At 53.7% G+C, this 14,402-nt stretch carries 13 protein-coding genes; 7 read left to right on the forward strand and 6 right to left on the reverse strand.

Translation table 11 applies throughout. The features are described 5' to 3' along the window. Positions 1–170: 170 nt before the first annotated feature. Positions 171–746 carry a cytochrome b gene (locus P9J57_RS13085; protein WP_014593409.1) on the forward strand — a complete coding sequence of 192 codons (576 nt, stop codon included), beginning with the start codon at positions 171–173 and terminating at the stop codon, positions 744–746. 1 nt (position 747) lies between these two features. Continuing rightward, positions 748–1,323 (forward strand): YceI family protein, encoded by a 576-nt coding sequence (locus P9J57_RS13090; protein WP_013025331.1) that lies wholly within the window; start codon positions 748–750, stop codon positions 1,321–1,323. A 38-nt stretch (positions 1,324–1,361) separates the two neighbouring features. On the opposite strand, the gene trhO is transcribed toward P9J57_RS13090, so the two are convergent. Further along, the gene (gene trhO / locus P9J57_RS13095; protein ID WP_019105715.1) at positions 1,362–2,411 is read right to left on the reverse strand and encodes an oxygen-dependent tRNA uridine(34) hydroxylase TrhO; all 1,050 of its coding nucleotides are present in this window, start codon (positions 2,409–2,411) and stop codon (positions 1,362–1,364) included. Positions 2,412–2,671: 260 nt separating this feature from the next. Here trhO and P9J57_RS13100 point away from each other — a divergent pair, with 260 nt between their 5' ends. Continuing rightward, a complete protein-coding gene (locus P9J57_RS13100; protein ID WP_013025329.1) occupies positions 2,672–3,595 on the forward strand; it encodes a Kdo(2)-lipid IV(A) acyltransferase in 924 nt (307 codons plus the stop codon). A 26-nt stretch (positions 3,596–3,621) separates the two neighbouring features. On the opposite strand, the gene P9J57_RS13105 is transcribed toward P9J57_RS13100, so the two are convergent. Next, positions 3,622–4,230 carry a TetR family transcriptional regulator gene (locus P9J57_RS13105; RefSeq protein ID WP_015700570.1) on the reverse strand — a complete coding sequence of 203 codons (609 nt, stop codon included), beginning with the start codon at positions 4,228–4,230 and terminating at the stop codon, positions 3,622–3,624. 114 nt (positions 4,231–4,344) lie between these two features. Between P9J57_RS13105 and P9J57_RS13110 the strand changes: the two genes are divergently transcribed. The 3 genes from P9J57_RS13110 (at position 4,345) to P9J57_RS13120 (ending at position 6,893) form a co-directional block, all read left to right on the forward strand. Then, positions 4,345–5,832, forward strand: coding sequence for an MFS transporter (locus P9J57_RS13110; protein ID WP_072138672.1), 1,488 nt, complete (start codon positions 4,345–4,347; stop codon positions 5,830–5,832). 144 nt (positions 5,833–5,976) lie between these two features. Next, positions 5,977–6,327, forward strand: a complete 351-nt coding sequence (locus P9J57_RS13115; protein WP_013025326.1) for a DUF3147 family protein — start codon at positions 5,977–5,979, stop codon at positions 6,325–6,327. A gap of 164 nt (positions 6,328–6,491) precedes the next feature. Beyond that, on the forward strand, positions 6,492–6,893 hold the full coding sequence (locus P9J57_RS13120) for a MysB family protein (RefSeq protein WP_013025325.1): 402 nt from the start codon (positions 6,492–6,494) through the stop codon (positions 6,891–6,893). Here the strand turns inward: P9J57_RS13120 and P9J57_RS13125 are convergent. The 3 genes from P9J57_RS13125 to P9J57_RS13135 all read right to left on the reverse strand — a co-directional run bounded on the left by P9J57_RS13125 (position 6,884) and on the right by P9J57_RS13135 (position 11,354). Then, positions 6,884–7,123, reverse strand: coding sequence for a YceK/YidQ family lipoprotein (locus tag P9J57_RS13125; protein ID WP_013025324.1), 240 nt, complete (start codon positions 7,121–7,123; stop codon positions 6,884–6,886). The two genes, P9J57_RS13120 and P9J57_RS13125, sit on opposite strands and share 10 nt — an antisense overlap. Positions 7,124–7,270: 147 nt before the next feature. Continuing rightward, positions 7,271–9,823 (reverse strand): glucans biosynthesis glucosyltransferase MdoH, encoded by a 2,553-nt coding sequence (mdoH, locus tag P9J57_RS13130; RefSeq protein WP_013025323.1) that lies wholly within the window; start codon positions 9,821–9,823, stop codon positions 7,271–7,273. Next, positions 9,816–11,354 (reverse strand): glucan biosynthesis protein G, encoded by a 1,539-nt coding sequence (locus tag P9J57_RS13135; protein ID WP_041457564.1) that lies wholly within the window; start codon positions 11,352–11,354, stop codon positions 9,816–9,818. Before P9J57_RS13135 ends, mdoH begins: the two co-directional genes overlap by 8 nt. 281 nt (positions 11,355–11,635) lie before the next feature. Between P9J57_RS13135 and mdoC the strand changes: the two genes are divergently transcribed. Next, positions 11,636–12,760 carry a glucans biosynthesis protein MdoC gene (gene mdoC, locus P9J57_RS13140; protein ID WP_013025321.1) on the forward strand — a complete coding sequence of 375 codons (1,125 nt, stop codon included), beginning with the start codon at positions 11,636–11,638 and terminating at the stop codon, positions 12,758–12,760. A gap of 31 nt (positions 12,761–12,791) precedes the next feature. Here mdoC and P9J57_RS13145 read toward each other — a convergent pair whose 3' ends face one another. Further along, on the reverse strand, positions 12,792–14,252 hold the full coding sequence (locus P9J57_RS13145; protein ID WP_019105718.1) for a phospholipase D family protein: 1,461 nt from the start codon (positions 14,250–14,252) through the stop codon (positions 12,792–12,794). Positions 14,253–14,402: the final 150 nt, after the last annotated feature.

Raw genomic sequence — 14,402 nt, forward strand, 5'->3', positions numbered from 1 at the left:
TCAGCGCCCGCGTAAAACAGCCTTGTTCAATAATATTGTGCTTACGCGCACCGCTACGCGAGCCGATTTCATTAGTACAGGAGATATTTATAGAAAAGTAAGCATTATTGCTTTTGTGTTTCATTCTGTAGATTCTTATTTCTACATATTCTTAAGATACTGCTGCAAAAATGTTGCTAAGAAATTCACCCGGTCGTTATGGATGGCTCTCCATTTTCCTACACTGGTCAATGGCATTGGTTATCTATGCCATGTTCGCCCTGGGATTATGGATGGTTGGGCTGAGCTATTACGATACCTGGTATCACAATGCGCCAGAGATTCATAAGAGCATCGGGGTCATTCTGATGCTGGCCCTGATTATTCGTCTGATATGGCGCGTGGTTTCGCCGCCGCCTAAACCCCTGAGCAGTTATTCCCCTCTTGTGCGCATCACGGCTGTCGTGGCGCACGGATTACTCTATGGCCTGCTGATCGCCATCCTCTTCAGTGGCTATTTAATCTCTACCGCCGACGGCAAACCGGTTTCGGTGTTTGGCTGGTTCTCTCTGCCTGCTGTACTGACCGGCGCGGGCGAACAGGCAGATTTAGCGGGAGATATTCATTTATGGCTGGCCTGGAGCATCGTGATCCTGTCGGTGTTACATGGCCTGGCCGCACTAAAGCACCACTTTATCGATCGCGATATCACCCTGAAAAGGATGCTGGGTCTGGGCATCCGTTCACCCTCTGAAAAGGAAAAATAATATGTTCAAAAAAACGCTTCTGGCCATCACAGGTGCCGGCCTGCTGCTGGGTTCCCTGACCGCCAGTGCCGCTGATTACAAAATTGATAAAGAGGGCCAGCACGCCTTTGTACAGTTTCGTATCAAGCACTTAGGCTACAGCTGGCTGTACGGCACCTTTAAAGATTTCGACGGTTCGTTCAGCTTCGATGCCAGTAATCCTTCAGCCGATAAAGTGGATGTGACCATCAACACCAACAGCGTGGACACCAACCATGCCGAGCGTGACAAGCATATTCGCGGTCCTGAATTCCTGAATGTGGCCAAACATCCCACTGCGACCTTTAAATCAACCTCGGTGAAGAAAGACGGCGATAAACTGGCCGTTACAGGAGATTTAACGCTGAATGGCGTGACCAAACCTGTGACGCTGGAAGCCAAAATGATGGGTGAAGGTAAGGATCCGTGGGGCGGCTATCGTGCCGGTTTTGAAGCGGAAGGCGAGATTGCGCTGAAAGACTTTAATATTACTCAGGATCTTGGGCCAGCCTCTCAGAACGTTGAGTTAATCATCTCAGTAGAAGGCGTACGTCAGTAATCTTAAGCCGCCTGAAGCCAGGCTTCAGGCGGCTCCGGCTATTTGCGGGTTGGCGCAGGAATGGTCATGTTCAGCAAGCCACGCGACTTGTTGAAAATTTTATTGCCATTCTCACGTCCTGCCCGGCGAGCGCGTTGCTCTTCGGGTGACAGGCGGGCTTCCTCCTGACAGAGCGGGCTACAGCAGTGCTCGTACTTTTCAGCACAACGTTCACACTGGATAAACAGCAGGTGACAGCCGTCATTAACGCAGTTTACGTGGGTGTCACACGGCGTCCCGCACTGGTGGCAGTGGGATAATACATCATCCGAAATACGCTCGCCCATGCGTTCATCAAAGACAAAGTTCTTGCCTTTGAAACGCACCGGAAGATTTTGTTCCCGTGCGCGGCGCGCATACTCAATAATGCCGCCTTCGACGTGATAAACATCTTCGAACCCGTTATGGCGCATCCAGGCGCTGGCTTTTTCACAGCGAATCCCCCCGGTGCAGTACATGACGATTTTTTTATCCTTCTTATCCTTCAGCATGTCCACCGCCATCGGCAACTGGTCACGGAAGGTATCGGCAGGCACCTCAAGCGCATTATCAAAGCGCCCGACTTCATACTCGTAATGATTTCGCATATCCACGAATACCGCATCGGGATCGTCAAGCATAGCGTTCACTTCCGCCGCTTTCAGATAGTTGCCGACGTTGCTGGCATCAAAAGTTTCATCGTCGATGCCGTCCGCGACAATGCGGTCACGTACTTTCAGACGCAATACCCAAAACGATTTGCCATCGTCGTCGAGCGCGATATTCATACGCAGATGATTTAACGCCGGATCAAAACCGTACAAATAGGCCTTCATCGCCTCGTACTGGCTGGCGGGCACGCTCAGTTGTGCGTTGATGCCTTCGTGCGCAACGTAAATACGCCCAAACACCTTCAATGCGGTTAACCCGAGATAGAGTTCGTCGCGAAACGCTTTTGGATCGGCAATAGTGAAATACTTGTAAAAAGAGACTGTGGTGCGCGGCTCGGTTTCCGCCAGCATGCGCGCCTTCAGCTCTTTATTGGAAACAAGGTTGTGTAACACTGGCATGGTGTTCGTTCCTGTTATCAATAGAAGAAATTTAGCGCGCACATGATACCTGAATTGAAAAAAATGCGAAGCGTATAAGAAAAATTGATAGTTTAACCTGTACATTTTCGCCGGTCCGGGTATTCATACTTCTCTTTTTGCTCCCGACAACAACCTGCGAAATGCTGTAACATTTCAGCAGTGGGAAAAAAATGGCACAATAACCGCAACTGACGAAAAACAGCACCGCTGGTGCACGACGCAGGATAATAATATTTAAGATGACCCAATTGCCCCAATTTTCACGCGCGCTTTTGCATCCCCGCTATTGGTTAACCTGGCTGGGCATAATTCTGTTGTATATCCTGGTATTGCTGCCCTATCCACTACTCTATGCACTTGGTTGCCGTATTGGTCGCCTTGGTATGCGCTTCATGAAGCGACGCGTGGCCATTGCGCGCCGTAATCTGGAGCTCAGCTTTCCCGAGATGCCGGAAGTCGATCGCGAAGCCATGATTAAGCATAACTTTGAATCGGTAGGGATGGGGCTGATTGAAACCGGCATGGCCTGGTTCTGGCCCGACTGGCGCATCCACAAATGGCACAAACCTTCTGGTCTGGAACATATTCAGCAGGCCCATGATAGCCAGCGCGGCGTGCTGTTAATTGGCATGCATTTCTTAACGCTGGAGATCGGTGCTCGCATGTTTGGCATCCATAATCCCGGCATTGGCGTCTACCGGCCTAACGACAATAAATTAATCGACTGGCTGCAGACGCGCGGTCGTATGCGCTCAAACAAAGGGATGTTAGATCGTAAAGATCTCAAAGGCATGATTCGGGCGTTAAAGCGCGGCGATATCATCTGGTACGCGCCCGACCATGATTATGGCCCGCGCAGCAGCGTATTTGTGCCCTTCTTTGGCGTGGAAAAGGCGGCAACAACCGTGGGTACGCATATGCTGATCCGCACCGGTAAACCCGCCGTCATCCCCTTTGTTCCACGTCGCCTGCCCGAAGGACGCGGCTACGAACTGATTATTCTGCCTGACGTCAGCGCGAATTTCCCCCTGACCAGCGACGAAGACACGGCTCTGCGCATGAACAAGGTGGTTGAAGAAGGCGTGCTCATCGCCCCTGAACAGTACATGTGGCTGCACCGCCGTTTCAAAACCCGGCCAGAAGGTGAGCCTTCACGCTATTAGATCCGCTGCTCAGCCGCTGTTCGCGCTTACTGCGAGCAGCGGCCGCCGGGCGATAACGGACTGAACAGTTCCAACGTAATCAGGCGATGAATATGATTATCCGAGGCGGCGATGTCCAGCCCAGGCATGTTGAGTATGCAAAGCCCGTCGAGCCCACAGACCAGACTAATCAGCCGCCAGGCAATATTTTCCGCTTTATCAAGTAGCCTGAACTCACCGGCTTCCTCCCCCGCCTTGATGACGGCGACTGTTTCCTGCTGCCACATCTCCATTGCAACGATATAGGCGCCGCGCATTTCTGCATCGCGTCCTGCCAGGATCTGGGCTTCGCGCCACAACCGAATGTAGGGCTCAAACCGGCCATCATCGCTACCCAGCATGGAGAAGAGTCGCTCACGCCAGCTGGCGTTTTCCGTTACGGTTTCGGTGTCCAGTATTCTTCGGCTCAGGCGAATAAACGCCTGGGACTTAAGCTCGCCAATACCCGAGAAGTGATGATGCACCTGACCGACGGCAACCTGCGCCTCTGCGGCGATACGTCTTACCGTCATGGCCGCATAGCCTTCCTGAAGGGCAACGGTCATTGCGGCCTGCAGTATGCCTTCCCGGCGCTCATCCCGACTTAAATAGTTCATCTCAACCTACCTGAAACGGTAAAGCAACGAGTCTAACAAAAAGCTGGACAAGCGTTCAACATTAAGTAGGATCCGTTTTGGACATGTGTTCAACTTTATTTCAAAGGGATCGTAATGCTTCGTCAGTGGGTCGCGTTGGTGATTATCGTCATGCTGTATATCCCGGTCGCAATCGATGCCACGGTGCTGCATGTTGCCGTACCGACGCTGAGCATGACGCTAAACGCCAGTGGCAACCAGCTGCTGTGGATCATTGATATCTACTCACTGGTCATGGCCGGTATGGTGTTACCTATGGGTGCACTGGGCGATCGTATCGGATTTAAACGCCTGCTGATAACGGGTAGCCTGCTGTTTGGCCTGTCATCGCTGGCGGCGGCGCTGGCCCCTTCGGCTGCGTGGCTGATAGCAACCCGCGCGTCACTGGCCATCGGGGCAGCCATGATAATCCCGGCAACGCTTGCCGGGATCCGTACACTGTTTGTTGAAGCGCGCGATCGCAATATTGCGCTGGGCGTCTGGGCCGCCGTCGGTTCCGGTGGCGCCGCGTTTGGCCCGCTGATTGGCGGTGCCGTACTGGAACATTATGACTGGGGGGCGATTTTTTTCATTAACGTCCCGCTTGTCGTGGTGATAGTTGCGCTCGCCGTCTGGCTGATTCCGGGACAGCCGGGGCGACCGGAGCAAAAACTGAATCTGCCCCATGCGCTGCTGTTGATCGTCGCCATACTGCTGTTGGTCTACAGCGCCAAAACGGCGCTCAAGGGTGATGTATCGCCGTCGCAGGTCACGGCAGCCCTGATCGCAGGCGCCGCGATGCTTGCCTTGTTTATCCGTCTTCAACGGCGAGCGGAACAGCCGATGATCGATTTGCAGCTGTTTTGCCATCGCATAATTTTAAGTGGTGTGGTGATGGCCCTGACCGCGATGATCGCGCTGGTGGGGTTTGAACTACTTATGGCGCAGGAGCTGCAGTTTGTCCATGGCTTCACGCCCTTCGAAGCCGGAAAATTTATGTTGCCGGTCATGATTGCCAGCGGTTTCAGCGGCCCCATCGCAGGGATACTGGTCGGCAAGCTGGGTCTGAGGCCGGTCGCAGTTGGCGGCATGGGATTCAGCGGTATCAGCTTTCTGGGGCTGTCGATGCTGGACTTCAGTACCCAGCAGTGGCAGGCCTGGAGCCTGATGGTGCTGCTGGGCTTTAGCGCATCCAGTGCCCTGCTGGCGTCGACCTCTGCCATTATGGCGGCCGCGCCAAAAGAAAAAGCCGCCGCAGCCGGCGCCATTGAAACCATGTCCTATGAGCTGGGTGCCGGACTGGGCATTGCCCTCTTTGGTCTGCTGCTGACCCGTAGCTTTACCGCTTCGATTGTGCTGCCATCGGCACTGGATCCTGGGCTTGCAGAAAAAGCCTCATCCTCCATCGGTGAGGCCATTAAAGTGGCGCAGACGCTGGATCCTGCACTCGCCGGGGCAACGATTCAGGCGGCAAAAGCGGCCTTTATCACCTCTCACAGCGTGGCGCTGGTCAGCGCGGCTGTGCTGTTACTCCTGCTGGCTGCCGGTATTGGATTTAGCCTGGCAAAGAGCACGCAGAAGTAACCGATGCGTTGCCGCGAACCGGCGCTGCAACGGGAGAACGATCCCGCAGTAACGATCGTGATAATATTCGCGATCGTTACTGCCTGAAGCCCTGTGATCAGGCTGGCGATAGCGCCGCTGAGCGGCTCAACAACGGAAAAATCTATGCTCTGGCTTATCTCTAAATATGCGATAACTGCCCTGATGGTGGTGATTATTTCTGAAGCGGCTAAACGTAGCGATCGCCTGGGTGGGCTCCTGGCCGCCCTGCCGCTTGTCACCATCCTGGTGTTGATCTGGATGAAACTTGAAGGACAGAGCCAGACGAAGATCGCCGCCCATGCCTGGTATACTTTCTGGTATGTGGTACCGACCCTGCCGATGTTTATACTCTTCCCGTTTTTGTACCAACGTACCGGCTTCTGGCTCACGCTGGGGCTGAGTTGCCTGATCACGATCGTCCTGTTCATGCTGTGGGCAGGTTTTCTGAAAAGGTTTGGTATTGACCTGTTGTAGCCTGCCGATATGGCCAGCAGGTGTTCAGCTATAGCAGCTAACGGATGCGATTCAGGACTGGCTGTATGTGCAGAACGTTCGTCCGCTAAAGTGGCCCGACTTTCCCTCCTGAGATTTTCGTCTATTCTTCACTGAAATCACGTTAATCAGGCAAGGAGAGAAGCATGAGTATGTTCACTACACTGGAAGAAGCGATTGATGCTGCGCGTGAAGAGTTTCTCGCCAGCCATCCGGATATTGAGCAAGACGATGCGGCCATCAACCAGTTTGGCCTGCAAAAATATGTGATGCAGGACGGTGACATCATGTGGCAGGCAGAGTTCTTCGAAGACGAAGGGGATTCGGGCGAGTGTTTGCCTGTGCGCAGCAATGAAGCCGCTCAGGCTATCTTTGACGGCGATTTTGATGAGATTGAACTGCGTCAGGAGTGGTTAGCAGAAAATACGCTGCACGAGTGGGATGACGGTGAGTTTCAACTTGAACCTCCGCTGGACAGCGAAGAAGGTAAAGCCGCGGCGCAGGAATGGGAAGACGATAACAGCGACTCTGACCGCAGTTACTCATAAGGTCCATGGCTGGCATCTACCGGAATCAGCAGCGTGTCGACCACCAGTGACAGCGGCAGGTCGAGAATGGTGATAACCCGCCATGCGCCATCACGGATATCCCACTTTACGCCGGGGTAAAACTGATTACCGTGTCCCTGCCCGGGCACGGTGCGGCTGATGATACTGCCACAGCCGCTCAGCGTAACGACGGCGAGGGATAACAGGATGACTTTAGCGAATGTATTCACAATAGCGACTCAGGTTAAACAGGCGCTATTTTAATCATGAGTTGAGCCGGGTTGCCATCCCCATTCGTGCAAAGTGCAAAATAATGTTGCCGTCTGTAACCGGCGACGGGCGTAAAAAAAGCGGCATTTCTGCCGCTTTCTTCGTTGCTACGCCTGATGCGGTAAGGCATCGGGGTTGAGAGGCATTTTTTGATAGCTCTCTACCCACTGATGATACTTTTCACCACTTTCCCACAGGCGAGTATGTACACGCGCCAGCACCACCGGATCGCTGATCAGCTGCAAGCGCTGCTCTCGATTCAGTTTTTCCGGCGCATCGCTCAGTGCCTGATCGACGCGGCGATCGCGCGCATGATCAAGTAACTGACTCTGCTTGTGGCGTGAGGTCGCAAGCGCGGTCGCCAGGGCGTTAAACGCAGGATGGAACAGCGCATGCATAAAGCCATTTTTCAGCACGCGCTGACGGTTGAGTTCCACATAGCGATCGGTATCCACCAGCTCTTTCGGCGGATCGTACTCTTCCGGGATCAGGAACAGCTTCGCTTTCTTACTCTTGATGCCGAGGCCAGAGCGGCTCGACATCACCGATACAAACGGCGACAGAATAAGCGAGAACACGATTGGCGCCAGCCACCACAGGAAGTTGAGATCCAGCCACCCCATCCCGGCAGCCCAGACAATGCCCAGGGCCATCTGCGAACCGTGACGCTTGAAGGCTTCGCTCCAGGGTGTGGCATCATCGTCACGCTGCGGTGAGTTCCAGACCACTTCCCAGCCCAGGAACGCGCTTACCACAAATACGGTGTGGAACAGCATACGCACCGGTGCCAGCAGCACCGAGAACAGCATCTCCAGCAGCAGCGAGACGAACAGACGTAGCGCACCGCCGTAGGGTTTCGCCCCCTTACACCAGATCAGCACGACGCTGAGCAGTTTCGGCAGGAACAGCAGCACCAGCGTGGTCGAGAACAGCGCAATCGCCAGTTCAGGACGCCACTGGGGCCAGACCGGGAACAGCTGCCTTGGCTGCAGGAAGTAAGTGGGCTCCATGAGCGTATGCACCACCTGTAACGCGGTGGACAGTGCCAGGAACAGGAACCACAGCGGTGCCGACAGATAAGACATCACGCCCGTCAGGAAGACGGCACGGTGCACCGGGTGCATCCCTTTCACCAGAAACAGGCGAAAGTTCATCAGGTTACCGTGACACCAGCGGCGATCGCGCTTAAGTTCGTCCAGCAGGTTTGGCGGGAGCTCCTCATAGGAACCCGGCAAATCATAGGCGATCCATACGCCCCAGCCAGCACGGCGCATCAGTGCCGCTTCCACGAAGTCATGCGACAGGATGGAACCGGCAAACGAGCCTTCACCCGGCAGCGGTGCCAGTGCGCAGTGCTCGATAAACGGCTTCACACGAATGATGGCGTTATGGCCCCAGTAGTGCGACTCACCCAACTGCCAGAAGTGCAGACCGGCGGTAAACAACGGGCCGTAAACGCGGGTCGCAAACTGCTGACAACGCGCATAAAGCGTGTCCATGCCCGAGGCTTTTGGCGAAGACTGGATGATACCGGCATTAGGGTTAGCATCCATCATGCGCACCAGGCCCGTCAGACATTCACCGCTCATGACGCTGTCGGCGTCCAGCACCACCATGTAGCTATAGTTGCTGCCCCAGCGACGGCAAAAGTCATCGATGTTGCCGCTTTTACGCTTCACACGGCGACGACGACGGCGATAGAATATCTTGCCCGCGCCACCGACGTCACGTACCAGCTCCATCCAGGCTTTCTGCTCAGCGATAGCGATATCGGCATCGTAACTGTCACTCAGGATGTAAACATCAAAGTGCTCAGCATTTCCGGTACGCACCACTGATTCCCAGGTCGCCCGTAAACCAGCAAAAACGCGTCCTACATCTTCATTACAGATCGGCATGATCAGCGCGGTACGGTGCGCAGGATTAAGGGGTTCATCGCCGACGGTAGAATAGGAAATGCTGTATTTATCCCGACCAATCAGCAGTTGCAGGAAGCCCATCAACGCCGTCCAGAAACCCGCCGACACCCAGCAGAACAGGATCGCAAACAGGAACAGAATCCCGGTCTGCAACACATAAGGCAGAATCTGCATAACAGACTGCTGCCAGTTCTGGTTGATCATGTCCATGGGATCCAGCAGCGTCCAGCCCTGGTAAGGCAAAATGGTTTTCATGTACCACGTCGCCACCACGGTCTGCATAATCGTGAGGATCAACAGAATATAACGACGAATGGACCCCACGTGGCGCCACTTCTCTTCCGCGCGCTGCTCTTCGGCCGAAGCATAACGGGGAACAGACTTGTGTCCCCGTAGCGAGTCCCAGGCGCGAGCCAGCGGGTTAGTGCGCCAGGCTTCCGGGAACATCAATGAACGCTTCACTTTTGGCATCGCCTTTAACGTGGTGCGATCAAGATAGTCCTTGCCTAGCTGCTGTCCCCCGGCAAGTGAATCGGGCCAGGCCATTTCCACTCGCGACGACACCGATTTTAAAGGTGCATCCTCAGGGCGATCGCTGGCAGCCACATCCTGGCCCAGCGATTCGTGTAACTGGTGAAACGTCTGCGCATTTTGCAACGAAGCGGCCAGACGCGTTTTTCCTGCCGCATCCAGCGGCAGGGCTTCTACATAGCGTTGAGGTGTAAAAGTCAAATTATTCATTGGCAGGTAACTGATAGCTCCAGGTTTCCGTCAATGTCTTGTCACCGCTGACCAGCGCTGCACGCATCTCTGTCGCCTGCTTGTTATCTTTCACGCGCAGACGCAATACCAGACGCCAGCCTTTGGTGACCGGATTGTAGCGAACGCTTTGTTCGACCACTTCGGCGTTCTTGCCTACGCTGACCTGCGGCGCAACCTGACTGTCGGCAGGCATTTCACTCATGTCTTTGCCGACGAAATCGATGGTGAAGGCAACAGTGCCATCCGGTTGACGGACTAAATTCGACTGCTTCACATCGCCCGCTGAACGCAGCGTATCTTTCACCCAGGCAACATCGTCAGAATGCAGTTTGTTTTCATTACGGCCAAAGTGCAGACGGTATTTGAAATCCATCGCTTTACCCGGTTCCGGCAGGTTTTCCGGTGTCCAGAACGTCACGATGTTATCGTTCGTCTCATCTGCGGTAGGAATCTCAACCAGCTCAACGCGTCCTTTACCCCAGTCGCCGATTGGCTCAACCCAGCCGCTTGGACGCAGGTCGTAACGGTCATCCAGGTCCTGATAGTTATTGAAATCACGTCCGCGCTGTAACAGCCCGAAGCCTTTTGGATTTTCAATGGTATAGGTGCTGACGGCCAGGTGACGCGGGTTATTCAGCGGACGCCAAATCCACTCACCGTTGCCGCTGTGAATCGACAGACCGTCTGAATCATGCAGTTCAGGACGGAAATTAGACACTGGCGACGGCTGATTGCGACCAAACAGGAACATGCTGGTTAACGGTGCAATACCCAGTTTACCTACGTTGTCGCGTAAATAGACTTTGGTCTGCACATCAACCGTGGATTCCTGGCCTGGATGGATGGTAAAGCGATAAGCACCGGTCGCGCGTGGAGAATCCAGCAGTGCGTAGATCACCAGCTGTTTGTCCTGCGGTTTGGGTCGTTCAATCCAGAACTCTTTAAAACGCGGGAACTCTTCGCCTGATGGCAGCGCGGTGTCGATAGCCAGACCACGGGCAGACAGGCCATAAACCTGACCGGCACCGATCACGCGGAAATAGCTGGCACCGAGGAAGCTGGCGATTTCGTCATCTTTCTTGTTCTTGCTGTTCAACGGATACAGCACTTTAAAACCCGCAAAGCCGAGGTTTTTCACCGCATCGGCATCGTGTTTCACATTGCCGAAGTTGAAATAATCAGGACTGTATTTGATTTCGCGAACGGTATTGGCGGTGATCTCGTTAATTTTCACCGGCAGATCAAAGTACATCCCCTGATGGTAGAATTCGAGTTTGAACGGCGTACGCAGTTTGCCCCAATACGCTTTATCGTGGTTGAACTGAATCTGCTGGTAGTCAGCAAATTTCATATCACGAAATTGAGAGGGTAAATTGCTTTTTGGCGCTTCGAAGCTTTTTCCGGACAGATCTTTGGCTTGTTTTGCCACATCATCAAAATTAAACGCCCAACTGTTGTTGGCATACAAAGCCAGCAGGACTGCCGCGCCAATCCAGCGCATTTTCGTCAGCCCAACATTATTTTTTTCTTTAGTCAGCACATCCCCCCCTTTCGTGTGCTTAATACAAACCCGCTTATCTTAATGGATAATTCGGCTTTCCGACAGCACATGCACAACAATGTTCCCGATAATCCTCTGCTCGAGGGGTGATTTTAGGACAATTAAACGTTACGGGCTCAACTGAGATTCAACTGATAGTATACTCTGTTATCTGCAGCTAGAATTTCCTTCCGACATAATACGGTTTCAGGGCGAAACCGGCTAAAAACGTACTAACGAACTGGAACTTTATGAGTACAACAAAAACTGAGCGTGAGTATTTTCTCGACTCGATCCGGGCCTGTTTGATGTTATTGGGCGTGCCGTTTCACGTTTCCCTGATCTATTCGTCGCAGAAATGGGCCGTCAACAGCAGCGACGCTTCGCTATGGCTTACGACCCTGAATGATTTTATTCATGCGTTCCGCATGCAGGTGTTTTTTGTCATCTCCGGCTACTTCTCTTACATGCTCTATCTGCGCTATCAGCCCCGACGCTTTCTGAAAGTTCGTCTGGAGCGGGTCGGCATTCCGATGCTGACGGCGGTGCCCTTAATTACGCTGCCACAGTTCTTTATGCTGAAGGCATGGACAAGCAAATACGCGGACTGGAGCGCCCTGCCGCCCTACGCGAAATTCAACAACCTGATGTGGGAGCTGATCTCCCACCTTTGGTTTTTACTGGTGCTGTTAATTCTTACCACACTCGGCATGATCACGTTCCGCTGGTTGCGGGATCAAAAGCGTAACATTGATTATCAACACGTGGGCTGGGGGAAACTGGCGCTTGGCCTGTTGATCTGGGGCCTGATGTGGGGCGCTTTTCGACGTGTTGTCTTTTACACGAATCCAACCCTGTTAAGCGATGCGCTGTTTAATTTCGTGGTGATGCAGTCCCTGTTCTACCTGCCCTTTTTTATGCTGGGCGCACTCAGTTGGAAACATCAGGCGCTGAAACAGCTGTTCGTGCGGGTGAATCCCGTGCTGTTCATTGGCGCAGTGCTGCTGCTGGTGGCATATATTGTCAATCAACGCACAAGCAGTGGTGAAGGCTGGTTGTATGAGCTGGACGCGTTAATCAGCAGCATGATGGGACTTTGCATGCTGAACGTCTGTTACAGTCTGGGACATAAACTGCTTAACTCACATTCGCCAGGCATTATGTATCTGGTTAACGCCTCGCTGTTTATTTATCTGGTGCACCATCCCCTGACGCTGTTGTACGGCATTTATGTGACGCCTGTACTGCATAACAATACGCTGGGCTTCCTGCTGGGTCTGGTCATGGTATTTGGCGTGTCATTCACGTTGTATGAGTTGCACCTGCGTATTCCTCTTCTGCGTTTTCTGTTTTCCGGTAAGCCGCAGAAGCGCTAATGATAAGGCGATCGCTGCCGATCGCCTTGCTTCAAAGCAGCCACTCAATAGGCAATCGCCACACCAGTCGAACCTGCAGACGCTGCCACCAGCTGCAGCCGGGTTCATGCTTGTGAACAACCTGCTGCGCCTCGCCGGGATACTCCAGCCAGTTTACTCTTCCCCACTTGTCCAGCCGCAACGTCCAGGCCCGATCGCGCATTGAGTCGCTAAAACGCTGATGGGTTTCGGCGGCCAGTTTTTCACTTTCAATGACCAGCCCCATTTCGGTGTTGAGCACCGCCGAGCGTGGATCGAAGTTAAATGAGCCGATAAACAGGATTTTTTCATCCACTGAAAAGGTTTTCGCGTGCAAACTTGAGCCTGAATTACCGGTCAAGCCGCGATCGTGCGGCGTGTCATTCAGGCCGGCCTGGGGTTTTAATTCGAAAAGCGAAATCCCGTGCCGCAACAGTTTTTTCCGCCATTTTGCATAGCCCGCATGCACAATGGACACATCGTTTGCCGCCAGCGAGTTCGTTAACACCGCGATCTTCACCCCTTTGCGCTTCATCGCCAGCAGTTGGGCAACCCCCGCGCGGGTCGGCACAAAGTAAGCGGAAATGATGTCGAACTGATGCTGAGGCGCGCCGATCACTTCCATCATACGCTGAGGCAGAAGTGACTTGCGCCGGGCTTTTCCCAGGCCCTTGCGCGGATCGTCACTCAACAGTCGCGTTTTGGCCCAGACAAAAGGCAGATCGTCCTGAGTCAGTTGATCGATCAGCGAGGACTTATTCAGGCGCTGAAGATAATGCTGTACGGTCTCGCTTTCACGCCACTCCGGCGGTAACACCACATCCGGATGCGCCGACATCGGCTGATCCAGCACCTCGCTTAGCGGCGAAACGGGTTTACTGTTCCAGTAGCGTTCAAAATCTTCGGCCACTTCGTTAACCACCGAGCCGATAGCCAGCACGTCGAGATCGGCAAACAGGGGTTCGTTGCCCGTACCAAAATATTCGTCGCCAATGTTACGTCCACCGACTACCGTCGTGACGCCATCCGCCGTGAAGCTCTTATTATGCATCCGCCGGTTGAGACGGGCGAAGTCGGTGAGATAGCCCAGCGCGCGCAGGGTACGAAAGGAGAACGGATTGAACAGCCTGACGGTAATGTTGGGATGGTGATTCAGCTGCGCCAGCGTATCATCCAGCCCTGGCGTATTGTTATCGTCCAGCAGCAGCCGTACGATCACCCCGCGATTGGCGGCCTCCAGCATGGCACTGAACAGCAACCTGCCCGACATATCGTTTTGCCAGATATAGTATTGTATATCCAGCGTCTTCGCGGCTTTCTCCATCAGCAGGTAACGTGCGGCAAAAGCATCCAGCCCGTCACTGAGTGGATGAATGCCGCTCAACCCCGGATGGTGCAAACAAAGTGGAACCAGCCGCTCTTCAAGCCAGCTCTGCCGTGATGGGCTCTGGGGCAAATCAAACGCTTCGGTCATGGATATTCCCTGAATCATACTGTCATTTATTATTATTCCTCCGGGCGCCAGAGTATGCCAGCGCCGGTTGCACATCAGCCATGCTGATGGCACCGTTTTTTAGTCTAGACTTAGTCGAACGATCTGTGACTGTCATTTGCCCGGCAGGAG

The organism is Pantoea sp. nfd-35, from assembly GCF_056892255.1.